A 25,789-nucleotide genomic window follows, 5' to 3' on the forward strand; every position below is an offset into this window, starting at 1 on the left:
ACCGCTTTGATTTACAAACGAAGCGATCCATGGTTTGGATTGCTTCGCATGTCCGGTATGCTGTCGGCCTCGCAATGACGGCCCCTTTATTTATCCTCGCAATTATAGCTGGCGCTTACGTTAATGGCAATACCCCCCCGGGCGTTAAAAAATCCCGTTACCTCGCAGCGGCGGGGCTTGGCGATCTTGACGATATCATCCAATATTTTATTGACCGCCTCCTCGTGGAAGATGCCCTGGTTGCGGAAGGACCACAGGTAAAGTTTTAAGGATTTGGATTCGATGATCAGCCTGTCCGGCACGTAGTTGATGGTGATGGTCCCGAAATCCGGCTGCCCGGTGATGGGACAGACCGCGGTGAACTCGGCCGATTCCAGCACCACCTGGTAGTCCCTTTTGGGATACTTGTTGGGAAAGGCCTCCAGCTTGCCGACGGGCCTGGTGACCTTTTTGCCTAATAATGTCAGTCCATGGTTTTTCTTTGGCATGGCGAATCCTTTATGTTTGATGTTTGATTTTTATCTCCACTTCCCCGCTGCTCCCGTCCACCGTGATCTGGTCCCCGTCCTTTATCTCCGAGGTGGCCCGGTTCACCCCCACCACCGCCGGGATGCCGTATTCCCGGGCCACGATGGCCCCGTGGCACAGCGCCCCGCCCACCTCCATCACCAGGGCTTTGGCCATCAGGAACAGGGGGGCCCAGCCCGGTTCGGTGTAGGGCGCCACCAGGATCTCGCCCTTGTTGAAAAGGCGGGCCTGCGAAGGCTCCCGAATTATCCGGGCTGTTCCGGTGACCCGGCCGGAAGAGGCCCCCACCCCGCGCAGGATATTTCCTTCCCGGGGCTTCTGGTTGGTGTTCCGCCACTGCCGCCCGTCGCTGCGGATGATGAACGGCGGATCGGAATCCACCTGGCGGTGCCAGTCGTCCTTTCTTTTTTGAAGGAACTCCCTGATATTTCCGATTTCGGGAAATCTCCCGCTCTCGACATCCATTATCTCCCCCACCGTCAGATAGAAGATGTCCTGCCGGTCATCCAGCAGACCCTTTTCACAATAACGGCGGCCTATCTCCAGGACTATCCGGCGGCTGCCGGGAAAGCACCGGATGCCGTAGAATTTCTCGTTCTCCCGCAGGGGCAGGCAGTCGTGGATGACATCCGTCATCTTCTGAAACAGCCAACGCCGGACGGGGAATATTCTGTCCACTGGATTTTTAGACAGGCGTTCTTTGGCGGTTTTTATCAGCTGCTGGCGCCTGGCCACCGACTGCTCGAATTGTTTTACCGGATCGATGTCGTCTGGGCCGAATTGCAGATAGCTTTTTATCATCTGGTAAACATAGCTGCGATCCTCGCCCCAGCTGGGATAGCCCATGTCCAGGTCCTTCATCCCCCGGTGGCCGTAGGCATCAAGAAATCTGTTGACCCTGGCAAGATAGTCCTGGCCCTCCGGATATTTTGCCAAGGCGGTTTCAAACTCTTCACACCGGGAAACATCCGATCGTTCGAATATTTCCCTGACGGTTTCCGGCATCCGCGAAAGCTTGAAAAGCTCCAGGGCCGCCTCGGTGGTCTTGTTCCCCTTGATGCCGAGCATCAGATCCTCGTATCTGAAGCCGGGCCACTCGCCGGTCAATCGCTTGATGACATCAAACGCCACGACCGCCTTGCTGGCGATGAACAGCAGGGGAAAGGCATACCGGGCGGTGACGAACCCGAACAGCCGGGCCTCCTCCAGCAGGTCCCGGCTGGATTTCCCCTCCAGGGGGGTGGCATCATACTGGTCGGCCAAAACCCAGTATTCGTCGCATTGCCGGTAGATCTGCTTCAGGCTCATGAACCAGGGAAATCCCAGATAGCACTTCAGGGCGGTGGCCGCGACGACAATTTTCTGCCAAAGGTTTATCGGCAATACCGCCGGCCGCAGATCCCCGTTATGGTAGGCCTTTTCGAAGAAGACCGTGGCCTCGTGGTCTATCTGCGCCATGATGGGCCGCATGATCCTGCGAAATAACGGATGGCCATAGAGCAGGTTCATGTTCCAGTAGGTGCGCCCGTTCACCAGGTCGATGATACTGCTGTAATGATGGATCGGTGATCTTTTGTCCACTCCCCAGATGGCCCGGTTGATGGCCGGGACCAGAAAATCGTTGAAGAACGACCAGCTGAGCGGCTTCAACGGATAGGGCATGTTCTCCCGGGTGTTCCAGTTGGACCAGTAGACCGGCGTGTTTTTCAGGATCTCCCGGGTGGCGGGATTCCCCCAGATGACCGGAAAGGGCGGCTGGTTGTTTTCCGATGCCGTGATATGGCGCGATTGCAGAATGTGGAATTTATCTTTATAAAAAGCCCATTCGATGTCCTGGGGGCATCCGAACATTTTTTCCACCTTCAGGGCAAGGTCGGCCAATTCATTCAACCTGCCCTCCGGCAACAATTGCCCGTCGTCAGACAGCTCTTTTTCGATCTGGAAAGAACCCTTTATGATCCTGTATTGGTGGGGTTTGGCCTTGCCCGACACCAGTTCTTCCCCCAGTCCGCGGACGGCGTTGATAAGAATGGATCCCCGGTCGCCCGAGACGGGATCGGCGGTGAACGCCACGCCCGAGACATCCGCCGGCACCATCCGCTGGATGATCACCGCCATGGCGAGATCGTCCTGTCTGATGCCGTTCTTTTCCCGGTAGACAATGGCCCTCTCCGACCACAGGGAAGCCCAGACTTTTTTTATTGCCGGCAAGATATCGTCGGCTCCCCTGAGGTTGAGGAAGCTGTCATATTGTCCGGCAAAGGAGAGGCCGGGCAGGTCCTCGGCGGTGGCCGACGAGCGCACCGCCACCAGATCGGTTTTACTGAAGGTCGATTTATATTTTATTTCTTCGGCGAGGCCCCCGGGAATGGCTATTGTGTCGAACACCCGAGATATCGAAAGTGCAATGTCTCGAACTTTTTCCGGGCGGCTGGAATCAATGTCCTTTAAAAGAACTTCCAGCTCTTTATGTCCCTGGATGATCGCCTGCCGGTAGGCATCGGCGGTCAGACAGAATCCGTCCGGGACATTGAATCCCGAAGACATCAGCCGGGCCAGGTTGGCCGCCTTGTTGCCGACCGTTGGCAGATCTTTGGCCGTAATGTTCCTAATGTCTATTATCAATCCATCCACCAAACTAACTGTTCAGCTTCTCCCATTCCGACCGCAGGATGCCCATCAGGATCACATCGTGGTATTTCCCCTCCCGGAATATCTCCTGCCGCAGCACCCCTTCCTGGCGGAAGCCGCATTTAACATAGCTTTTGATAGCCCGCTGGTTGAAGGAGAACACCTCCAGCTTGACCTTGTCCAGGTTCATCTCGTCGAAGATGAAGCGCAGCAGGACCCTCATGGCGTCGCTGCCGTAACCCTTGCCCCGGTACTGCTCGTCCCCGATGAATATGCCCACCATGGCGTAGCGGTTCTTCCAATCGACCTTGTTGGTCCCGCAGCCGCCGATGTATTTCGAACCGTCCAAGGTCTCTATGGCAAACGAATATGAATCTTTGAATGCGCTCATGTCATTGAAGAACTTCTCCTCGTCCTCCAGTTTCAGGGGGAAGGGGATCCCTATCACCAGGTTCTTTTTCACCTCGGGATCGTTGATGTATTCCAGAGCCTGCGGGATATCCTCTTTCCGATAGGCCCTTAAACGGACCTTCTTTCCTTCGAACATGGGTCCTCCTTAATAAAAGATTTTATCTTTTATTTTTGATCTTTAATTTTTTAACAAAATGCACGTCCCGGCCGACATCCTTATAACCCATGGCCCGGTGGGCCCTGTAACTGCCCCTATTGCCGACCCAGGTATCAGAGCCCATATGCGAAAAACCACGGCGGTCAGCCCATTCCTCGGCGGTTTTGACCAGCGCCCGGACCGCGCCCTGCTTGCGGTACTTGGGTTTTACATACCAGCCCTCGAGGTATCCGACATCCTGCCTGCCGGCCCCGTCGGCGTAGTTGCGGACCGAGACCTCCAGAAAGCCGATGATCTCACCGGAAAGGGATTCGGCCACCCAGGCCGGCTGATCTCTTTTATCGGCCAGGACCTCCGCCATTTCCTTCCGGTGCTTTTGGGGCGGACAATCGGGCCACAATGCCCGGCGCATGGCCAGCCATTCGTTAAGGTCGGTTTTCCTAGCCAGACGGATTATTATGTTTGGCCTGGTTCTCATTCTTGTCTTATATAAAAGTTATATGCCGTCCAAAAAGTATGCGATGGCCGCCCAATACCCGCTCTCATTGCTGAGCGAGTTGTGATCAGCCCCGGCTATTTCTTTCACCGTCACCTTCCCGCCCCATTTTTCGGCTAGCTGGTATGATTGCCGGGGCGGGATGGTCCTGTCCTCCGTGGCCACCATGATCAACACGGGAGCCTTGATTTCCGGGACCCGTTTGCTAGAGTCGAATTTATATTTGAGGATCAATCCCACTGGTAAAAACGGATAATGTGCCTTTGCCACATCTTTAAGGCTGGTGTATGGAGATACCAAAACCACGGCATCGGCCTTTCTTTTGCTTGGCAGATAGGTGGCCACCCCGGTGCCGATGCTCCGGCCCATGACCGCGATCTTGGGGTCTTTTATATCCTTCCGGTTGATAAAATGATCATATATCTCTAGCGCATCGCCATAAAGCGATCTTTCGCTCACCTTGCCCCCGCTCTGGCCGTATCCCCGGTAATTGATAAGTACCAACGACCAGTCATTGAACTCCGGGGCTTTTTCTATCAGATAGGAAACCTCCTCGGCGTTGCCGCCGAAATAGAACAGGATCTTCGGCCTGCCGGCGGAACCATTATTGACAAACCAGCCCTTTACTGTTATTCCGTCCTTTGTCTTCAGGCTAATTTCTTCAACATTTTTGTGGTTCTTTCTTATGCCTTCGACCTCGGCCTGGCTGATCCTTTGAGGATAAAAGATCATTTTGTCCTGGAATAGGTAAAAAAGCACCAAACCCAGGCACAGGAAAGATAATACGAGCAGAAGAATCCTTGATAAAGAGGTCAGGGCTGGATTCATTTTATAACTCCTCTGTTTTCCCGCGCCGGATTACCGGTTTTAGTTCATGGATTGTATTCGGCATCTAAAATGCCATAGTGTATTATATCTTCGAACTGGTCCCATTTTTTTATATGTTGGCGCATCTCGCCTTCCTTTTTCATGCCGATCTTCGCCATGACTTTCCCCGAGGCCGGATTACGGCTTAAATAAAAAGCAAATATCCTATTAAGCTTGGTTTGCCGGAAACCATAACCCAAGACAGCCTTAGCCGCCTCAGTGCAGTAGCCACGGCCCCAAAACGTCTGGCTTATCCAATAGCCCAACTCGGCTCTTTCGTTTTTACTATCAACGCCCAAAGAAATGCATCCTATCAGCTGGGGCGAATCTTTCAACACGACAGCCCAGGCAACCGAACCATTTTTTTGGTATTCATCCCGGTGCGTGCTTATCCACTTTTCGGCGGCACCCTCTGGGTACGGGTGTGGAATATTTATGGTAGTATCGGCGATCGCGCGGGCTCCGGCCAATTTTTGCAACTCCGAAGCATCGTCCAGCGTGAAAGGCAGCAATATCAAACGTTCCGTGGTTAATGTTGGCATCATGTTCATATGGCATCGAAATTATTGGGTTTGCTTTTATCCAAATAGGTATGCACCTTGGCGGCGTGGCCGTCCTTGAGGGGAATGGTCAGAAAGAAGAATAATTTGTCACCCATGTCAAAATACCCCTTGGTGTTCCTGCCCTCCTTCTGGGAGACCTTCAAAGGACATCCGGCATGGGGTTTTCCGGCGGTGGTGATGTCAAAACACCTCTTTCCCAGGATCTCTCCGGACTCTTTGAATTCCTCCCCGAAACGTTTATTGTGCCAGACTATCTTCATGTCCTTATCCAGTATCATCACCGCCAGGTGGGGTGAATTCACGATGCTTTTCTCTAACTCTGAAATCAATGATAATAACTCTTTTTCCATATTTAATCCTGTTCTCCATCTTTGGCTGTTTAAAATCCTTATTGTCATCAGGTCCAGACCATATTTGAAAACCATCACCTCAGGAACAACATTTTTTTGGTGTAGCGGTAATCGCCGGTCTCCAATCTGTAAAAGTACAATCCGGCAGAGACCGTGTTCCCTGCTTCATTTATTCCTCTCCATGTTGCCGTATGGAATCCGGGTGCTTGAACCTGATCTATAAGCGTTTTTATCAGCTGCCCGCTTATATTATAGATCTTCAGCCTTACCCTGGCCGCTTTTGGTAATTGATAACTGATGACCGCCACTTTATTGAATGGATTGGGCCAATTTTGAAACAGTTGAACAGTCTGAATCGTGCGTGACGTATCACTGGATTCCTTGGTGGTGGTATACGCATAAATATCGCCGTCATGGGGAGGTATTTGCCCGGAAGTGTAAGCCGCCCAAACCTCGCCTTCTTCCGGCTTTGTCTCCCAGGTCATCTTTCTGACCGTAGCGGCTCTGTTGAAATAGAACCGGGAACCGCAAATATAGATGAAGCTGTATAAGGCCGAAGGCCAATTATAAGTGATACAATCCCTTCCCCTGCCGCCAGCAGTTGCGCCAATTGCCCAGGAACTTTTTTTCATGCCGGTCCAGCCAATCGACGTATCGAGCGGCACCAATGTTCCATTGGCAATATCCCATACCTCGGGCCGTAAAGTGTCCAATGTATCGTGAGGACCTTCTTTAACATGCCATTTTATTTCATAGTCCGCGCCGCGCCAGGGCCAGTATTGATCAATGGTGGCATATGCCTTTAAGGTATCACACGAGGGCTGGTTCAAAATATTCACATCATCGATTATTTTGAATGAATCGGCCGAAAATGTGCTGCGATCGACCTTTATTTTCAGTTCCGGCACGACCCCGTCGATGGGATCCGGGATCCATGATAACTGATTCGCGGTTTGCGGACAGGAAAAGCTTTTATTGGGTACAAGTAGATTTGACGCGGTTGCGTCCCAAAGGTCAAAGCTATAAATTGGGGTATAATTGTTGCCAGAAGTAGTGTCTTTCTGTATTTCCCGAAATCTCAATTCATAACGGTGTCCTGTCACCAGGGATTGATCGGTCATATAAGGGTTAAAAACAACCGTATTGGCTGCTCCCGAAATATGTTCCCGGGAAGAAACCGTATCATGCAGATTGTAAATTGTGAATATGGAACCCGAAATATCGGAAATGCTGTCCGTACCGTCAAAAATGCTTATTTTAACCTTATAACCGGTATCATTCGGCAAGGTCCTGGTGTCCCAGCTGTATGCAGCAGCTGACCATCTTTGAGATCGCACCGAAATGGTCGCGATGGATTGCCACTGGCAGCCTTCATCCCGAGTGTAATCAAGCATTATCGACAACGAATCGTTATCGGCATCACCATAGTACCATAACAAATCCTTTACTCCCCACAAACTGTCGCCTCCTAAGGGGAAGCAAAGCATCACCTCCGGCTTGGCATTCCCCGGATTGTTGATGATGAACACGGAATCGGAGATGTCATAGGCGGCTTTTTGATCACCGTGAATGCACACACCAACCTTGTTTCTCACCCCATCAATCGTCAACATGCTGTTGTAGTTGAAAAAACCGGAATCCGGGACATCCAAGGCCAGCACGTTCCAGGTGTTGCCGCCATTCGTGCTTAGATAAACGTCCGCATAACAGGACGTTGTTTTGCTGCTGTCAACCCAGGTTATCGCTTGGTTTCCGGTCCAGACATCACCGCCATTGGGATCCTGTAGTTTTAGATATAGATCGGTCCAAATCCGGTTGGTGCTCTGTACCCTGAAATCATCAATATAAAAACCTTCGGCAGTCCCAATGACATCGCTAATAAACGTGAATTTTATGCGGGCGGTGTCGCCGTATCCGAATTGTGAAAGATCATAGACCTCCTCGGTCCAATCTCCGTAAAGTCCAAGCATTGAGTCCAGCGCTCCTCCGGATCCGATATACCCCAAGGTATCCCACTTCCCCTTGTAAAATATTTCCGTAAATAGGCCGTCGGTTCCATAAAGCGTCAGCCCATATGCCCTCCGGAAAGATAATTTTGACTTAGGACCCAGAATGAACGGCGGCGAGACCAGCATCGCTTTCATGTTATTGATATATTGCCAAGAACCTTCTTGGCCGCAATACCATGAGTTAAATCCCGAATACCCCCTATGCGGAGATATATGCCACAGGTCATTTGTTCCGCTATGCGTCCATCCCTCGGTCTCATGTTCCATTATGTCCATAAAACCGGTTTGACCGACCTCGAATGCCAAACTATCATAGCAAAAATACCCCTCTTCGGTGATAAGGCTTAATTTTATAACACCCACATGTGGCATCACGGATCCCGGAGATATGCAAATATTGAAATTTCCTACTCTCACCGAATCGGGAGGGATATTCCCCAATATTTTAAATGCATCGATAATGGCCAAAGAAGTATCGCTGGTGCTGAGGCTGCAAACAACGCCCTCGGCCAGGCCCAGGCCTTTGTTTTTTATCCCGAGACTCAGGCCAATGGTCTCTCCGGGTTCGGCAAGACCGTTATTATTGCCCGCCGTATCATTTATTCCAAGATCATAATAAGAAAGAACGGGGGTGGCCGCCGTTAGCGCTATTGATGCCGGCCAGGTGTTGGCGTTGCTGTCGCTGATCTGAAAGACAAAACCCAGGTGATGTTCATTGGTTGCGTTCACAGATACCGTGAATCGGTAGCGACCGGTCCCGGAACTTGAGTCACCCGGAGAAATATCCCCATAAACCTGCTGGGAATCAAGGATCGAGATCAAGGTGTCCCCACTTTGCATTGTCGCCGATACCATCGGGGCGCCCAGATCTCCAAAATTTTTCAATGTTATCGCCAGGTTGATCGCTTCCCCCGGATTTATCATCCCGTCTCCGTTGCCACCGGAGGAATCGTCAACGGCATATCCGATGATATCTGCATAAGCCAGACTGTCGCCGACCAGGATGTCGGCCTGAGAGGGCAGGTGGTTCTGGGCGGTCACGGTAAGGGTCATTTTACCCATAGTGGCCGGGATTACATCAAACAAAATATCACCGCCTCCGGCCGTACAGCCGCGCGCATACACTTCGGCGTCCTTTTGCAGGCAGACCAGGGCATTTTCCAATGGATGCGTGTCGCTGCTGACATTGATCCGCACCTGACAGGCAGCGGCCGGGATCATCTGGGGATATGCCAGCTCCAGCGTCCCGGGGGTGTCCGTCCATATGGGCATCTCGGGATCCCCTATCAAATTGACATCGTACTGATGCCAACGGTATACGTTTTCCTCACGAGACTGGGCGATATACGAGGCCTTGGCTTGGGCCAGGGTGGTGCCGATCCGATAAAAGTTATTGTTGAATAACTCCCTGAAGAACGCGGCGTCAAACAGGTCGGAATAACCATATCCCGGGTTTCCCGGGGAACCCCAGCCGTAAGAGGTATTTCCGATATAAGCCACCCCGCCGCCGTTGGGGTTGTTGACGAAGTGCTCGGAACTGGCGTCATAATCAAAAGCATTGGTCCAGCACCCGATGGAGTATAGAATGCCGTTCCTTGGATTATTGGTAAAAGAATCCATCTGGTAAATATCAAATAGTCCACCGGCGATCCAACCATGGCCGCAATGATTAATAATGCTCCGGCCGGCATTCACCGAATCAAAGCTGGCGCCGCCCAAAAACAAAGATTCGTAATGCTTGGCAATAACGTACCTGTCGGGGAAAGACTCGTTTTGAATCATGTCCTTGGCAATCCCCTCGTCGGTATATGGGCTGGTCCAAAGAATATCGGCATCAAAAAGGGCTTTCAACTGGTAGTCGGTTGGGGGATTTTTTTCATAGGTCAGTATTTTGTCGACAAAGGCTCTGGCCTTATAAAGGCTATCCGCCGAAGCCCTTCCCACAAAAATGTCAGGATACAGGTCCACGCTGTCGGATACTTCGCCGTAGATGGTATCTCCGTCGGCGTTCCAGGTTCCATCCAGATCTGAATAATACAAATCACAAGGAAAAATATTATTCCGGCCGCCACCCATTTCACAATCCATGGCAAAAGCGTTCCTAACCGGAACTATGCCTACATCGCCCCCCAGCAACAAAAAAGTAAGGCCCGAATCGCTATGGGCAATTTTAAGGTAATTTCTGATTTTTTCCTGAGTATCGCTACCGGGGTAATTGGCGGCTATCCAATCCACGTTCCTAACGACCCCGGGGATCCCCTTGGCCGTCTTCCAGTCGGCTAATCGCTGAAAAACGGTATCTAACGGGGGCTTGGTGATAATGAGATATTCTAATGGGGCAAACCCGGCATCCTTGCTCGGAAAGGACGCGGCGGTCACCCCGGTAAGGCCTCTGACAGAATGATCATAAAGGACTTGGCTGTATGCTGATAATGCCTTGCTTGGGTTTTCTTTTTTGGGATCATTGTGAAAATAAATGGTGAGTTCTATGGAAGAATAAAATTCTAGCCTTTTTTCCGCAGGAATATACTGAAGGGGGTAAATAAGAATTTCCGCGATGTGCTTTCCGCTAATATAGCCCGAGCTTTTATATTCGATGATCTTCCCTGGATATTGGCTATGTGATTCGTAAACCGACTTGCTCGGCTGGGTGAAGGCTGTTTTTCCGTCCATCTTGGAAAGAATGACTTGTTTTTGTGCCGGGTAAATATCATGGTATCCGTCGATATATTCTTGTGTGTAAGATGAGACCTTGACGCTGTCTACCGCAGCATCAAATGGTAGCGAGACATATTTTTTATCCACCGGAAGCTGGGGATCGCCGGCCTTGTTGATAATATCCGTTTTTGCCAGAAAGACTTTTTCATAACCCTCGCCGGTTGATATAAATTTTAGCGCGGATTTGGAATGATTGATTGTTACCGATATTGTCGCAGCATGAAGGCCGGAAGCTGCCATTGCCAGCATAGTGGCAAATAAAATCCCTTTTTTCATGGTGTCTCCTTGATTAACTGGCGTTACGCCTTTTTCACAAACAGCACCGCTGCGCAAATTACGGCCTCACCCTAAAGAATCTCTACGGGAGCCTGGAAAATTCTTTTGCCTGCCATCCCTGTTGTCCCTTCATCAATAAAGCTTTCCCCCGATATCATAGGCTATCATATTTAAAGCGCAAAAAGCAAGCCGAAATTTGGCTTGCTTTCGCTTCAGACCGTGTCCCCTGGTCCGGGCTATCGGAATTCCCGGAAAGCCCTGTAAACCAGGGATACCGTTAGGAATCCCAGTATCAACCCGCTCAGAACAGTGACCCCGTAGTGCTCGAAAAACCCGATCCCGGGGCGGCCCCTGATCTGAATGGTGCGCAGGACCGTGATGGCTGCCGCCAGGGACAGCCCAAAGCCCCAATAGGCCCACTTGAAAAGCCGTCCGATCGTCCTTTTCTCTCCGGTCGCTGACGGTTTCAATTTCGTGATGTAATAGAGGATCACCCCCAGGCCGGCGGCCGTCACCGCCAGATGAATGATGTTATGGGCCGGCACTTTGTATTCCGCACCGTAAAACCTGATGGTAAAAAGGCGTCTCATTAAAACCGGCGCCAGATCCCTGAACATCTGCAAGGGGTGGGTAAAGGCATCCAGAAAGAAATGGGTCAGCATCCCCAGCAGGGCAGAATAGGTGAAGACCAGAAAATTCCTGGGCGTTGCGATGGACCACTTATCCCCGGCCATCGTGTAGAACCTATTACCCAGCTGATCCGGCAGGCAGTATATCAGAGGCTTTTTCACCACATAGTGGAACAGCAGCGCCGTCAGGAAGATCAGCGGCAGGTTGAAATACAGCGATCCCAGCAGGGTGTGGCCCGGCCCCCGGAGGGGATAGAAGCGGATGAAATATTCAAAATCCGGGGCCATGCTGCCCACCACCAAAGCCGTCAGGCTGAAATATTTCGGCCATCTGGCCTTGATGGGCAGGACCATGGCGGGATGGGCGGCGGTAAAAGGCATAATCTTCTAAAGCGGTTTATGCTTCGGCATATTCAATGATACCATCGTTCTACGCTGGAAGCTTGATCTCCGAGGTGCAGTTGGGGCAGCGCACCGCCTTGAGGGCTATGGCCGAGAAGCAGAACGGGCACTCCTTGGTGGTGGGCTGGGCCGGAGCCGGGACCGGCTGCTTCTTGAGCTTGTTGACCAGCCGGATCACCAGGAATATCACCAAGGCCACGATGGCAAAATCGATCACATTGTTGATGAACAGGCCGAGCTTGATGACCGCAATATTGGCTTCGGTGGCGGATTTAAGGGTGATCTTGGTGAATTCCATGCCCTGCGGCCTGGCCAGCGGTATCACCAGCTGGCTGAAATCCATCTTGCCCATCAGCCGCCCGATGGGCGGCATGATGATGTCGTTGACCATGGAGGACACGATCTTGCCGAAGGCCCCGCCGATGATCACCGCCACCGCCAGGTCCAGCACGTTGCCCCGCAGGGCGAATTCCTTGAATTCCTTGAACATAGTTTTATCCTTCCTGTTGTTATTTGATGGAATAGGTCAGCCCCAGCGAGAGGGTCTGCTTGAACCGGGCCCGCAGGTCCACCTACTTGTCGTACAGCATCTGCAGATTGAACATCACATATTTGCCTATGCCGGACAGCAACAGCGATGGAACAGCCGCTACGCTCAGAATACAAGCGATTGCCATCATTTAATGCTATTTTGTATTCAATTACCAATATTATTGAAAACTATCTTGTTGTTATCTTGGTAATAAAACATACTATCATTTATAAAGTCTACAAATCTATCTGTTTCGTAGACAATTTTTCCAGTCCGATCAACAAGCTTAATATATTTCTCATTTTTACTTTTAGCCGAGGCATAAGTTACAAACCATTTACCACTTGGCGAAATTTTTCCCCTACCATTTGTCCCGGCAAGTTTCCATAATTCTTTCTGTTTACTCACTTCCCAACAAACCAAAGTATCTATATATGCCAACAAACAATATTTACCATCGTCCGATATGGTTTGTAAATCCAATTTGGTACTATCAAGGGTAGTTACGCTATAACCTTTAATGTCAACTGTGTAAATTGAGTTATATATGCTTTGCGTTGAAACCATAACCATGCTGCCTCCGGTATAAATACTGTAACCCATTTCTGGTTTGATATTGGGGTATGTAAATTGTAGATTGCCATTTATATCATAGATTACAATAGAGTTTTTCTCTCCGTTTTTCGCCCGTTCAACAGTCAAGACAATATTATCCTTGATTATCTTTGCACCCCAAACAACGCAACTATCCGAACCTTTTGTCCATAATAAATTGCCCTTTCTATCGTGTATTTCAATCGCTTCCATGGGATGTTCTGCCAACCCTATCAGAATATACTGGCCGTCATCAGAGATTTGGCTTATTCCGCCACGTTTGGTTTTAAATAAGAAGTTTCCATTTCCATCAAATACCTTGGTGGTAATATCTTCATAGTCATTGCTTGGCCCTTTTACCATTGCCTTTATTGTTTGTCCATTTTTACTAACCCATACATTTAAAGCCTTGCCCAATATAACTCGTGCCAATGTATTCTCATTGTTATCAACTACTATCAAATCGGGGTCGGTATAGATGTATAGTTTTATATTTCTCTCGCCTTTTTTTGTTTGGTCAGGTGCGAGCCTAACCAAGGTTGCGCTCTGGGGCATTGTTACCTCAAACGCTTTACTTATCGTGCACAAAGAGGTTATCTGTTTTTCGCCGGCTACTTGAAGCTGTTTGGTATTTGTTGTACTATCCTTTTCGGATGCCCGTTTACCGCAGCCAACCAACATTAAAACTGCCATTAATAGAACGGGGCCGCATTCCATCTTCGTAATCATGGTGATTCTTTTTTAAAGGTTTATTTTCCAATGCAGAATTTTTCGAAGATCCTGTCCAGAATATCATCTCCGATGGTCTGTCCGGTGATCTGCCCCAAGGCATCGATGGCGGCCTTGAGGTCGCTGGCCGGCAGTTCGCAGGACAGTTTCTGCTCCAGGCCGTGCTTTGCGGTATCCAAATGCTTCAGGCACTCCTCCATCAGCTGCGCCTGCCGGGCATTGGCGGCCGAGGCGGCCCCGGCCTCGATGCCCTGTCCGTCGGTAAGTCGGGCCACAATGGATCTCTCCAGTTCCGGCAAACCTTCTTCGGTGACGGCCGATATCTTCAGCCACGACCCTCCCGTCCCGTTCACCGGAGGTTGCGGCAGGTCGCATTTGTTCACCAGGATCAAACGGGCATATTTTTCGGTTTGGGATAAAAGCTTTTCATCCTCCGGGGCCATCGGCGCGGTCCCGTCCAGCACCAGAAGCACCAGATCTGCCTGTTCCAGCTTGCCCCGGGCCCGTTCCATGCCATGGGACTCGATCTCATCGAATGTATCCCTGAGGCCTGCGGTATCGAACAGGCGGAGGGGGATGCCCCCGATATCTATCCAGCCCTCCAGCACGTCTCTGGTCGTTCCGGGGGTTTCGGTGACGATGGCCTTCTCTTCTTTAAGCAGCATGTTGAACAGGCTGGATTTGCCGACGTTGGGCCGGCCGGCGATGACCACCCGGGCTCCGTCCTTTAATACCATGGCGGCTTTGCTGCCGGCCAGTACCCTGGCGATCTGCTCCCTTGCCCGGTCGATATCAATTATCAATTTGTCGGATTCGGCCGGAGGAATATCCTCCTCGGGAAAGTCTATCAGGGATTCCACCAAGGCAGCCGCATCCAGCAGACTCTCCCTGACGGCGGCGATCTTGCGGGAGAGACCCCCGGAGAGCCGTTCCAGGGCGGCCCGGGCGGCGGTGCCGGTCCGGGCATTGATGATGTCGGCCACCGCCTCGGCCTGGGCCAGGTCTATCCTTCCGTTGAGAAAGGCCCGCAACGAGAACTCCCCCGGACGGGCCGGACGGGCGCCGGCCGCCAGGGCCGCCCCCAGCACCGCGCCGGCCGCCGCCCCACCCCCGTGGCAGGTGATCTCCACCATCTGCTCGGCGGTGAAGGAATGCGGCGGCCTTAAAACAGCCAACATGACCTCATCCAGCCGGGCGCCACCGGCATCGATGATGTGGCCGTAATGCAGTAAATGGCTTTCCATCGCTGATGGTTTCAGGCTCCCGGTGAAAATGGCGTCGCCGATCCGGGCCGAATCCGGGCCGGAGATCCTGACCATGGCCAGAGCGGCCGGCCCGGTGCCGGTAGCTATGGCGGCTATGGTATGGTTCGATTTCATCACATCTATAAAGTGGCGGTCCATAGAGTTTAATGATACCGGAACTTCGGATTAAAATCAAGAAATTAATAACCATCCTGAAAAAGGCAAGTTCTTATTATAAAGCAATTTATTTTGTCAATAATATTGACATTTATTGCCCAAATGTGCTAACCTATGATACTGGGGTTGTAGTATTTTATGTGATTTTTCCATACAACCCAAAGGGTCTTTTATCCCTCAATCCCTACTTGGAGACCGACCATGAAAAAATATCTGCTGATCGCAATATCCCTGTTTCTGGCGCTGCCTGCCGCGCAGGCCGCCCGTTTCCCCCTGCTGGGCGGCCCGGGCCTGATCCACCTGCAGTCGGCCAAGGCCGGACAGGGCTTTGGCTTCAGAAGCTTCAATGCCATCACCAATTACGGCAGCCAGAAAGTCTCGTTCCTCCCGGGCGACGATAATTCATATAACGACCTGTGGAGCTACAATCTGGTGAACTATTCGCCGATGGATAACCTGGCCTTTATGGTGGTGGGCCTGGCCCATGCCGAGCAATGGAGCATAAAAAGCCCGGGCGGAGACAGTCTGGACAACACCCTGGGCTGCCCCGGCGATTTTACCATAGCCGCCAAATACGGCCTCCAGCTTTATGACGGCATGGTTGATCTGGCCTTTATGCCGATGGTCACCATTCCCATGGATAAGGAGAAATTTCAGGATTCCCCGTCCCAGACCGGCCAGGTAGATTTCGGCGGCAAGCTGCTGACAGATCTGGCCCGGGATAAAATGAGCCTCCTGGTGAACGTGGGTTTCCTGACCCGGGGCGACCAGCGCCCCCAGGTGCCGGCCGGGCTGGGCGTCAATTATGAGATAAACCACCGCTTCTCGGCCTTCATGGAAACCTCGGCCGAACTGCGGATCGGCTCCAAGAAAGATTCCCTGCCGGATTCCTTGATACTTTCCGGGCGGGGGTTCGATCGCACCGAAGCCAGGCTGACCCCGGGGCTTCGTTTTGTACCGCTTCCCATTTTGGGGGTCAATCTGGCCGCCGACATCGGGCTGACCAGGGCCACCCCTTCCTGGCAGCTGATCCTGGGGCTGGATTTTCCGGCCGCCGCCGGACTGATCAGGTCCGTCATCCTGCCCGGCACCGTCGCCGGCCTGATAAAGCACCGCCAGACCAACCAGCCGATCAGGGGCATGATCAGCTTCCCCGGCACCGATATGCCGGCGGTGGTCAGCCAGCCCAACGGCAGCTACCAGTTAAAACTTAATCCCGGCACCTATAATATCAAGGTGATGGCCAACGGTTTCCGGACGGTTGACCGGAAGCTGGAGGTCAAATCCGGCGAATCGCAGTCCTGGGATCTGACCCTCAGCCCCCGGGAGGGCACCATCAAGGGTCAGGTGGCCGATGCTGCCACCGGCCGGCCGGTGTCGGCCGTGATCACCCTGAACGGGAACGGAGACAGATATCACAATGACCAGGCTACCGGTGGTTTCAGCTTGACCCTGGCCGCCCCCAAGAAATACGACCTAAGCGTGGCCGCCGACGGCTATCAGCCTTTTCAGGCCAGCATCAGCCTGACCGACAAGGAAGAATCCATTCAGAATATCGTCCTGCAGCCCATTCCCAAACCCCAGCCGGTCCAGCCGGCGGTGGTTCAGAAGCCGGCCAAGCCGCCGGTGGCCGTGGCGGCAAAGCCCAAACCGGAAAGAAAGCCGGCTCCCAAGGCGCCCGGCCTAAATCCCGAGGAGGTGGCTGATCTTTATAAGACCGGGGTCAAACAGTACATGAGCGAAGAATACGACCAGGCCGTGGCCACCTTCAAGAAGCTGCTGGCGGCCGACCCCGGGAATACCAAGGCCCGGGATTATCTGAAAAAGAGCCAGGAACGCTTAAAGAAAATTAGAGGATAGTTCCTTTTTATGAAATTATTATTCCGCCTGACCGCGGTGCTGGCCCTGACGGCAGCGCTCTCCTGGGCCGCCCGGTTCCCGATCATCGGCGGGCCGGGGCTGGTGCATCTGCAATCGGCCAAGACCGGCTCGATGTTCGGCTATCGCACGGTGAATTCATTCTCCAGCTACGGCCAGCAGAGGGTCTCCTATCTGGCCGGGGACGCCAACTCCTACAACGACATCTGGAGCTACCAGCTTTTGAGCTATGCCCCCCTGCCAAACCTGTCGCTGCTGCTGAGCGGAGTGGCCCACGGCGAGCAGTGGACCATCACCAGCCCGGGCGGCGAGGGCCTGGACAACACCCTGGGCTGTCCCGGCGACATCACCATCTCCGGCAAGTACAGCCTGGCCCTGGCCGACCAACTGGTGGATCTGGGAATAATGCCCATCATCTCGGTGCCCATGGACAAGGATAAATATGACGACGGACCGTCCCAGACCGGCCAGCTGGATTTTGGGGCCAAGCTGCTGGGCGATATAAATCTCAGGCAGTCCACCCTGTATGCCAACCTGGGCTTTCTGACCCGGGGCGACCAGCGGCCCCAGGTACCGGCCGGGGTGGGATACGAATACGGCTTCAGCCAGAAGTTCTCCGCCTTTGCCGAGGTCTCGTCCGAACTGCGGATGGGCTCGGCCAAGGATTCCCTGCCGGATTCCCTGGTGCTTTCGGGCCGGGGCTATGACCGCACCGAGGCCCGGTTCACCCCCGGCATCCATTATGTCCCGCTGGATTTTCTGGGGGTCTCCCTGTCGGCCGACATCGGCCTGACCAAGGCCTCGGCCCCCTGGCAGATCAATCTGGGGCTGGACTTTCCGGCCAGCGCCGGCCGGGCCATCTCCGGGGTGATCACCGGGGCCATCGCCGGGATGATCAAGGACCGTGACACCGGGGTGCCCATGAAGGGCATGATCACCTTCCCCGGGGCCGGGCTCCCGGGGTCCGTCAGCGACGATATCGGCAAATATCTGACCGAGCTGCCGCCGGGCGATTATAAGATCCACATCTACGCCAACGGCTACCGCTGGCTGGAGAGAAAGATCAAGGTGGAGCCGGGCAAGAAGGAAAAATGGGACCTGACCCTCAAGCGCAAACTGGGCACCATCAAGGGCACGGTGGTCGATGCCGCCACCGGCCAGCCCTTGGCGGCCAGCTTCAGTTTCGTGGGCAAGGACCTGCCGGAATTCAGCTCCGATCCCCGGACCGGGGAGTTTAATACTCAGGTTCCCCCTGGAAAGTACAGCCTATCGGTCACTTCGGGCGGATACCAGTCACAAAGCATAGAGGTATCCTCCAGGGACCGCCAGGATGCCGTAAACGAACTGGCCATGCAGCCCATCGCTGCAGCCCCGGTGGCTTACAATGCCGACGCCCGCCGGACCTACCAGCCCCCGGCGGCCTCCCAGCCGGCGCCTCCTCCGACCAAACCGGCCGTCACCCGGGAAACCGCCCCCCGTCCGGCGGCCGTCGAAAGACCCAAAGCCGCAGCCCCCAAGCCGGCCGCCTCGGCCAAACTGTCGGCCGACCAGATCAACGATCTTTACAAGACCGGCGTCAAGCAGTATATGAACGAGGAATATGATAAGGCCGTCAAGACCTTCCAGCAGCTTTTAAAATCAGATCCCGGGCACGCCAAGGCCAAGGATTACCTGGCCAAGGCCAAGGACCGCCTGAAGAAGATCAAGGGCTGACAATACAGATATCAGTCATTTCGATTCACCGCAGGGATCCGATAATATCTGCATCGGTTCCTTGCGGTGAAATATATTTGAAACTCAAGCGGGGTGTTAAATATGAAACTGATGGTCAAACTAGCGATACTTTCTCTGGCTGTTACGATCCCGGGCTCATCCTTTATCATGGCCCAGGATGCCCCCTCCTTCAAAAAGGAGGAGTTCTACATGGATGCCGGCCAGCGCCTGCTGATAGAGGTGCACGTCTGGGGCGAGGTCAACAGCCCAGGCATGTACCGGGTGCCGGACGGCTCGACGGTGCTGGACCTTATGTCCCGGGCCGGCGGCCCCACCCAGTATGCCGCCCTCTCCCGGGTCAGGCTGTCGAGCCACGATGGAGCCAAACGGCTCAACCAGAAGATAAATATCGACAAATACCTTAACAGCACCAAGCAGGTTGCCATTCCGGCCCTGAAGCCCGGCGATACCGTGATGATCCCGCGCAACGCCCGGTTCTTCTGGAAGGACGCCATCGGCTTTGTGGCCGACCTGGCGGTGATCGCCAATGTCTATTATCTGATATCCCGCAATCGATAACCCAACCGATCCGGTCCCATCTTTCTATCGGCGCATTTCTTTTAAATTGTCATCCCTGCGCAGGCAGGCGTCCAAAAGTTAACTCCGGCGGGAATCCTGAAAAACGTGGATTCCTGCTTTCCCACGGCCCCGATGAAATCGGAGCCTCGACTTTGTCGGGGCGCGGCGCAGGAATGACAAAAACAAAATGACCGCCAGTGATCGTTGCCTTTGATAAGCTATAAACCAAAAGAATCATTTAATTTTATGCCACTAAAAGTAAGGACCCGCTTCGCCCCCAGCCCCACCGGCTACATGCATATCGGCAATTTACGAACCGCCCTGTATGCCTACCTGATCGCCCGGACCATGGATGGAAAATTCATTCTGAGGATCGAGGACACCGATCAGGAGCGCCTGGTGGAGGGATCGGTCGAGGTCATATACAACACTTTGAGATTAGTCGGCCTGGAGCACGACGAGGGACCGGATATCGGCGGACCGTTCGGACCGTATATCCAGAGCCAACGCAAGGGCATCTACAAGGAATGGGCCGAAAAGCTGATCGCGGCAGGCGGGGCCTACTACTGCTTCTGCAGCAAGGAAAAATTGGAGTCTTTGCGCAAAGAAGCCGGGGGCAAGGAGACCGTCTTCAAATATCAGGACCCCTGCCGGGAGATCGCTCCGTCCGAGGCTCAAAAGCGGGCTGACAGCGGCGAACCCTGTGTGGTGCGGCAGAGGATCACCCGCGGAGGAACGACCACCTTCCAGGATATGGTCTACGGTTCGGTGACGGTGGAGAACGATACCCTGGAGGACGGAATTCTTTTAAAGTCCGACGGCCTGCCTACCTATAATTTCGCCAACGTGGTGGACGACCATTTGATGCAGATATCCCACGTCATCCGGGGCAGCGAATACCTGTCCTCGGCCCCCAAATACAATCTGATCTACCGGGCCCTGGGCTGGGAGATCCCGGCCTACATCCACCTGCCGCTGATAATGAAGGCCGCCGGCAAAAAGCTCTCCAAGCGGGAGGGCGACGCCTCCTTTGAGGATTTCTACCACCAGGGATATCTCAAGGAGGCCATCGTCAATTACATCGCCCTGCTGGGCTGGAATCCCAAGGATGACCGGGAGATCTTCTCGCTGGACGAACTGAAGAAGATATTCAATATATCGGGGCTGAACAATTCTCCGGCCATCTTCGACCCCGACAAGCTGAAGTGGATGAACGGCGAGTATATCCGCAAGCTGGCCCCGGAGCAGTTCAACGATCTGGCAAAGCCCTATTATCAGAAGGCCGTCAAACGAACGGATATCGATCTTCTTAAACTCAGCAAGCTGGTTCAACTGAGGACCGAGGTTTTGAGTGACATCCCCGGGATAGTTGATTTTATTGACACCCTGCCGGAATACGATGTTTCGCTTTACGTCAACAAGAAGATGAAGACCGACCCGGCCATCTCTCTGGAGTCGTTAAAGCTGGCCCTGGCTGTGCTGGAAGATCTGGAGATTTGGGAACACCAGACGATACATGATGCCCTGTTCGGGCTGATAGAGACCCAGGGGCTGAAGACCGGGCAGATGCTGTGGCCCATCCGCACCGCCCTGTCCGGCAAGGAGAGCTCGCCCGGCGGGGCCATCGACCTAGCCGAGGTGCTGGGCAAAGAGGAAACCATTCTAAGAATTACAACGGGAATAGGTTTATTATCAAAACCAAGCTAAAAGGACCAATATGAAAAGGTACTTTTCGTTAGTCCTGCTTTGTTCGATACTTTATTTACCCCTTTGGGCCGGCGCCCAGGAAACCATTCCCGTTCCGGATACATTGAAAACCGATAGTACTGAGATTGTGATCGTTGTCCCGGCCAATGACACATTGGCGGCCGACACCATTATAGCAAGACCCGTAGGCGGCCCTGTTTATGGAGTAACCCAAAATTATAAGCCATCTACACCTGGCACTAGGGTTGTTTATCCCCGGGAAATAGCCGCCACCCCCAACGCCAACATAATTTCGATATTATCGGCCACCAATGGCGTGGTGAACGGAAACGGCTCTCTTTATTTTCGGGGAAGCCGTTCCGATGAGATAGCCTATTTTATAGACGGTTTTAATGTAACCGAACAATACACTGGAGAGATCGCTACCCCTATCAATTTGGCGGCTATTGAAGAATTATCCGTAACTACCGGCGGCTGGGGCGTTGAAACTGGCGACGCCATGGGCGGTGTGGTCAATTTCAAAACCAAGGAATATTCGGATAAATTCAACATTTTCGGCAAATGGACCACAGAGCCAAGCCGTAATGGTAATAAATTTGAAACGGCGCTGGGCGGAGCTCTGCCGTTCTATAAGAATATATCATACTTACTTTCGGCCGAGACCGATAACGGCGACGATATCCGGCCCTGTTTTATGCCGGAGAAATTTTACGTGCCCGATCCTTCCAAAGATTACTTATGGGTCGATACTCTACGTTATAGCTATTCTACTTGGGATTCAATCTCCTTGGGATGGACGGGTGGTTGGGAAGATTCCACAGATGGAGCCTGGCAGGCGGAAAAGGCCCAAAGAATAGCCGATGGTTGGGTTCGTGGCTGGAAGGAAAGTGATGCAGAATATCTGCCGCATAGCGATTATAATAAATACCGCATCACGGGAAAAGCAAGCTACAAGATACAGCCACTTGACGCAAAATTGAGCCTCTTAGGCATAGCCACCAGGGATCAAGAAGCACGTTACAATGCTTCTTGGAAATATAATCTGGACGGCTATTATTCAAAACTACAAAAATCCCACTTGCTGGGCGCGACATGGACACACAGCATCGCCAACAAGATCAACTATACTCTCAAGCTAAGCAAACATCACAGCCAGACCCAATCGGGAATACGCGATACCATAGCAGAGAAAACTAGAAGCTGGTGGGAGGATTATACATTCCTTTCCGATACCGATGCCGACGGCGACAGCATGTATGATGCATATGAAGGTCAGGCCTACAGCTCAAACGATGTTGATAACCCCTACGGCGTGGACGGCATATTTTACACTACCGGACTGGCCAGAGTTTGGGAAAAGTCTTTTTCTGATTATGCCTCGGGAAAACTTGACGTTTCTTCGCGGATTAATGAATATAATAGACTTTCCGGTGGTGTTGAGTTTAAGAAATACCGTGTTTATAAAAAATATAATTCCTTGCCTTGGGAACCATTAGCATCTTATTACAGCCCGGTTGGGGTATTTGTCCAAAGCTATGACTTTAAGCCGGAAACCCGTGCTATTTATATTCAAGAACATTTTATTTATGACAAGATAGCAATTAATGCTGGTCTGCGGTTTAATCATGTGAATTTAGGGGACTCTTTCAATTACACCAACTTTTTCTGGCTTACGGATTCAACACCGCTTTACGAAAAAAGAAAAAGTACGGCGAGCTTGGGCACTAATATTACTTATTTATTGTTTCCTTCAACCCACGTTGAATGCGGCTTTAACCAATACTATCAAATACCTGCCTGGGATGATTTTTATAAAAAAATTCACTTGAGCCTATATTCTGTTAACACCTTGGCTGATTATCAAAAAACTACCCTTTACGAAACTGGCATAACCCATCAAATAAATACAAACACAGCCGTAAACGCTAATTTCTATTATAAAAATATTAATAATATACTTCAGTCACGAGAAATGCTGGACTCGACCACGGGACTTAATTATATATATTATTATTATTACGGGGATTATGGAACTGTGAAGGGTTTCGAACTAAATTTAGATCATAAAACCGATTACTTTATAGGTCAATTCAATTACAGCTACAGCAAGGCCCTGTCAGCCATTAAAGATAACGACAGTAATAATATTGTTATGAATTACAATCAATCCGGCAAATTCAAACTTGTAACTAATTTTTATTCCGGAGATAACTTCGGCCCCAAAGTAGCTAATTTTCACCCCTTGGCAAATATCACGCTTGGGCTGACCAATAATTTAGGAACCGGTTTCCCCTATACCCATAAAGACCTAAAAGGAAACACTATTGGCAATTTGAACGACTCATTATTGCCTTCTTACTGGTATACCGATCTGCTGATATCCAAAAAAATGAATTTCAATAAAGTCAACTTATCTTTGGATCTGGAAATATTGAACTTATTTGATAGAAAGAATGTCAGCGGCCTTTATTCGGTCACAGGAGAAGTTAATTATGACGGTAAATTTTTCGATCTGAGTGAATTTATTGCCCTTGGAAATACACCCGACAGTATTTCTTATACTGTTGATGGTAACGGACTCCCGGTAATGGTTCCCAATCCCTATTACAGCAAATGGAGGGATTTGAACAGCGATGGAACTATTGATCCCTATGAAAATTATAATAGCTACATCACTGCCTGGAACGATTATATCTCTGACCCGTTCAACCCATACCGTGTGCCTTATTCAAGCGCTTACCTGGCACCGCGAAGATTTAAACTAGCCTTAAGCGTATCTTTTTAACGATTCAACAATAATCAAAATAACTAAAACCCCGGGCACGCTAAATACATTTTAAACAATACCTTTGCGATCTTAGCGTCTTCGCGGTAAAAGAGAAAATCAATATGAACCACACCGAAAACACCAAGACCCCCATCGAAGGCGCGGCCGCCACCAATTTCATCCGCGAGGCGGTGGCCGAGGACCTTAAGAGCGGCCGCTTCAAATCGGTCCACACCCGCTTTCCCCCGGAGCCCAACGCCTACCTGCACATCGGCCACGCCAAGGCCATCTGGATAGACTACGGCATTGCCCAGGAATTCGGCGGGCTGTTCAATCTGCGGTTCGACGATACCAACCCGGCCAGGGAGGAGCAGGAGTTCGTGGACGCCATCATCCAGGACGTCAAATGGCTGGGGGCCGATTTCGGCGGCCGGCTGTTCTTCGCCTCGGATTATTTCGAGCAGATGTACCAATGGGCCGAGGAGCTGATCAAAAAGGGCCAGGCCTATGTCTGCGATCTGGCGGCCGAGGAGGTCAGCAAGACCAGGGGAACCCTGACCGAGCCGGGCAGGAACAGCCCCAATCGCGACCGTTCGGTGGATGAGAACCTGGGCCTGTTCCGTCGGATGAAGGCCGGGGAATTCCCCGACGGTTCCAAGACCTTAAGGGCCAAGATAGACATGACCCATCCAAATCTGAACCTGCGCGACCCGGTGATGTACCGCATTCTGCACACTCCCCACCACCGCCAGGGCGACAAGTGGTGCCTCTATCCCATGTACGACTGGGCCCACGGCCTGGAGGATTCCATCGAGGGCATCACCCATTCGCTATGTTCGCTGGAGTATGAGGACCACCGCCCGCTGTACGACTGGTTTTTGGACCAGCTGGGCATCTATCACCCCCGCCAGATCGAATTCGCCCGCTTGAACCTGTCCTACACCGTGATGAGCAAAAGAAAATTCATCGACATGGTCAAGACTAAAAAGGTGACAGGCTACGACGATCCCCGGCTCTCCACTCTGGCCGGAATGCGCCGCCGGGGTTTCTCCTCGCTGGCCATCAAGAATTTCTGCGAGCGGATAGGCGTGGCCAAGCGCGACAGCCTGGTGGATCATGCCCTGCTGGAGCATTACGTTCGGGAAGACCTTAATAAAAGAGCGCCACGTTATATGGGGATACTCAATCCGGTCAAGGTGGTCATCACCAATTACCCGGAAGGCCAAAGCGAGGAGCTGGAGGCGGTCAACAACCCCGAGGACCCCACCGCCGGCACCCGAAAGGTCCCCTTCTCCCGGGAACTGTACCTGGAGCGGGACGACTTCATGGAGGAGCCGCACAAGAAATTCTACCGTTTGTCGCCGGGCCGCGAGGTGCGCCTGCGCTGGGCCTATTTCATCACCTGCACCGAGGCCATCAAGGATGCTTCAGGCAACATCACCGAACTGCGCTGCACCTACGACCCGGCCACCAAGGGCGGCGACGCCCCGGACGGCCGCAAGGTCAAGGCCACATTGCACTGGGTGTCGGCCAAGCATGCCATCACGGCCGAGGCCCGGCTGTATGACCGGTTGTTCACCAAGGAGAATCCCGACGATGCCCCCGAAGGGCAGGATTTTACCGCCAACCTAAATCCCGATTCGCTTAAAGTGATATCCGATTGCAAATGCGAACCGGCCCTGGCCCAGGTCAAGCCCGGCCAGGCCATCCAGCTGGAACGGCTGGCCTATTTCTGCGTGGACCCGGATTCCAGGGAAGGCAAGCTGGTGCTGAACCGGACGGTGCCGCTGAAGGAGTCCTGGGGCAAGACAGTAAAGGAGTAAATGATCCCA

The 25,789-nt window shown here is 52.3% G+C and carries 18 protein-coding genes; 6 read left to right on the top strand and 12 right to left on the bottom strand.

The annotated features are described in order from the left end of the window. Positions 1-86 precede the first annotated feature (86 nt). From queF to mnmE, 12 genes are all read right to left on the bottom strand, one after another. Positions 87-488 (bottom strand): preQ(1) synthase, encoded by a 402-nt coding sequence (queF, locus tag RDU76_01055; protein MDQ7797515.1) that lies wholly within the window; start codon positions 486-488, stop codon positions 87-89. Positions 489-498: 10 nt separating this feature from the next. Next, the gene (locus tag RDU76_01060) at positions 499-3,153 is read right to left on the bottom strand and encodes a PEP/pyruvate-binding domain-containing protein (protein MDQ7797516.1); all 2,655 of its coding nucleotides are present in this window, start codon (positions 3,151-3,153) and stop codon (positions 499-501) included. Positions 3,154-3,166: 13 nt separating this feature from the next. After that, positions 3,167-3,706, bottom strand: coding sequence for a GNAT family protein (locus RDU76_01065; protein MDQ7797517.1), 540 nt, complete (start codon positions 3,704-3,706; stop codon positions 3,167-3,169). A 22-nt stretch (positions 3,707-3,728) separates the two neighbouring features. Continuing rightward, a complete protein-coding gene (locus tag RDU76_01070; protein MDQ7797518.1) occupies positions 3,729-4,205 on the bottom strand; it encodes a GNAT family N-acetyltransferase in 477 nt (158 codons plus the stop codon). A gap of 18 nt (positions 4,206-4,223) precedes the next feature. Then, on the bottom strand, positions 4,224-4,955 hold the full coding sequence (locus RDU76_01075; GenBank protein ID MDQ7797519.1) for an alpha/beta fold hydrolase: 732 nt from the start codon (positions 4,953-4,955) through the stop codon (positions 4,224-4,226). A 140-nt stretch (positions 4,956-5,095) separates the two neighbouring features. Further along, positions 5,096-5,641: a GNAT family N-acetyltransferase gene (locus RDU76_01080; GenBank protein MDQ7797520.1), complete on the bottom strand. Its 546-nt coding sequence runs from the start codon at positions 5,639-5,641 to the stop codon at positions 5,096-5,098. Continuing rightward, the gene (locus tag RDU76_01085; protein ID MDQ7797521.1) at positions 5,638-6,003 is read right to left on the bottom strand and encodes a hypothetical protein; all 366 of its coding nucleotides are present in this window, start codon (positions 6,001-6,003) and stop codon (positions 5,638-5,640) included. Before RDU76_01085 ends, RDU76_01080 begins: the two co-directional genes overlap by 4 nt. A 74-nt stretch (positions 6,004-6,077) precedes the next feature. Further along, positions 6,078-11,006, bottom strand: a complete 4,929-nt coding sequence (locus RDU76_01090; GenBank protein ID MDQ7797522.1) for a C25 family cysteine peptidase — start codon at positions 11,004-11,006, stop codon at positions 6,078-6,080. Positions 11,007-11,242: 236 nt separating this feature from the next. Beyond that, entirely contained in the window at positions 11,243-12,016 is a 774-nt protein-coding gene (locus RDU76_01095; GenBank protein ID MDQ7797523.1) for a DUF4184 family protein, read from the bottom strand. Positions 12,017-12,065: 49 nt separating this feature from the next. Then, positions 12,066-12,527, bottom strand: a complete 462-nt coding sequence (mscL, locus tag RDU76_01100) for a large conductance mechanosensitive channel protein MscL (GenBank protein ID MDQ7797524.1) — start codon at positions 12,525-12,527, stop codon at positions 12,066-12,068. Between the two features lie 207 nt (positions 12,528-12,734). After that, positions 12,735-13,892, bottom strand: coding sequence for a hypothetical protein (locus RDU76_01105; protein ID MDQ7797525.1), 1,158 nt, complete (start codon positions 13,890-13,892; stop codon positions 12,735-12,737). Between the two features lie 20 nt (positions 13,893-13,912). Next, positions 13,913-15,271: a tRNA uridine-5-carboxymethylaminomethyl(34) synthesis GTPase MnmE gene (gene mnmE / locus RDU76_01110; GenBank protein ID MDQ7797526.1), complete on the bottom strand. Its 1,359-nt coding sequence runs from the start codon at positions 15,269-15,271 to the stop codon at positions 13,913-13,915. Positions 15,272-15,514: 243 nt separating this feature from the next. On the opposite strand from mnmE, the gene RDU76_01115 reads away from it, so the two are divergent. The 6 genes from RDU76_01115 to RDU76_01140 all read left to right on the top strand — a co-directional run bounded on the left by RDU76_01115 (position 15,515) and on the right by RDU76_01140 (position 25,780). Continuing rightward, on the top strand, positions 15,515-17,173 hold the full coding sequence (locus RDU76_01115) for a carboxypeptidase regulatory-like domain-containing protein (GenBank protein MDQ7797527.1): 1,659 nt from the start codon (positions 15,515-15,517) through the stop codon (positions 17,171-17,173). A gap of 9 nt (positions 17,174-17,182) precedes the next feature. Continuing rightward, complete coding sequence (locus RDU76_01120) at positions 17,183-18,904, top strand: hypothetical protein (GenBank protein MDQ7797528.1); 1,722 nt, start codon at positions 17,183-17,185, stop codon at positions 18,902-18,904. 102 nt (positions 18,905-19,006) lie between these two features. Beyond that, positions 19,007-19,483, top strand: coding sequence for an SLBB domain-containing protein (locus tag RDU76_01125; protein ID MDQ7797529.1), 477 nt, complete (start codon positions 19,007-19,009; stop codon positions 19,481-19,483). 246 nt (positions 19,484-19,729) lie between these two features. Continuing rightward, positions 19,730-21,190 (top strand): glutamate--tRNA ligase, encoded by a 1,461-nt coding sequence (gene gltX / locus RDU76_01130; GenBank protein ID MDQ7797530.1) that lies wholly within the window; start codon positions 19,730-19,732, stop codon positions 21,188-21,190. 10 nt (positions 21,191-21,200) lie between these two features. Continuing rightward, positions 21,201-23,975, top strand: a complete 2,775-nt coding sequence (locus RDU76_01135; GenBank protein ID MDQ7797531.1) for a TonB-dependent receptor plug domain-containing protein — start codon at positions 21,201-21,203, stop codon at positions 23,973-23,975. A gap of 104 nt (positions 23,976-24,079) precedes the next feature. After that, the gene (locus tag RDU76_01140; GenBank protein ID MDQ7797532.1) at positions 24,080-25,780 is read left to right on the top strand and encodes a glutamine--tRNA ligase/YqeY domain fusion protein; all 1,701 of its coding nucleotides are present in this window, start codon (positions 24,080-24,082) and stop codon (positions 25,778-25,780) included. Positions 25,781-25,789 lie beyond the last annotated feature (9 nt).

The sequence above is a fragment of the Candidatus Edwardsbacteria bacterium genome (assembly GCA_031082425.1).
Classification (GTDB): Bacteria; Edwardsbacteria; AC1; order AC1; family EtOH8; genus UBA2226.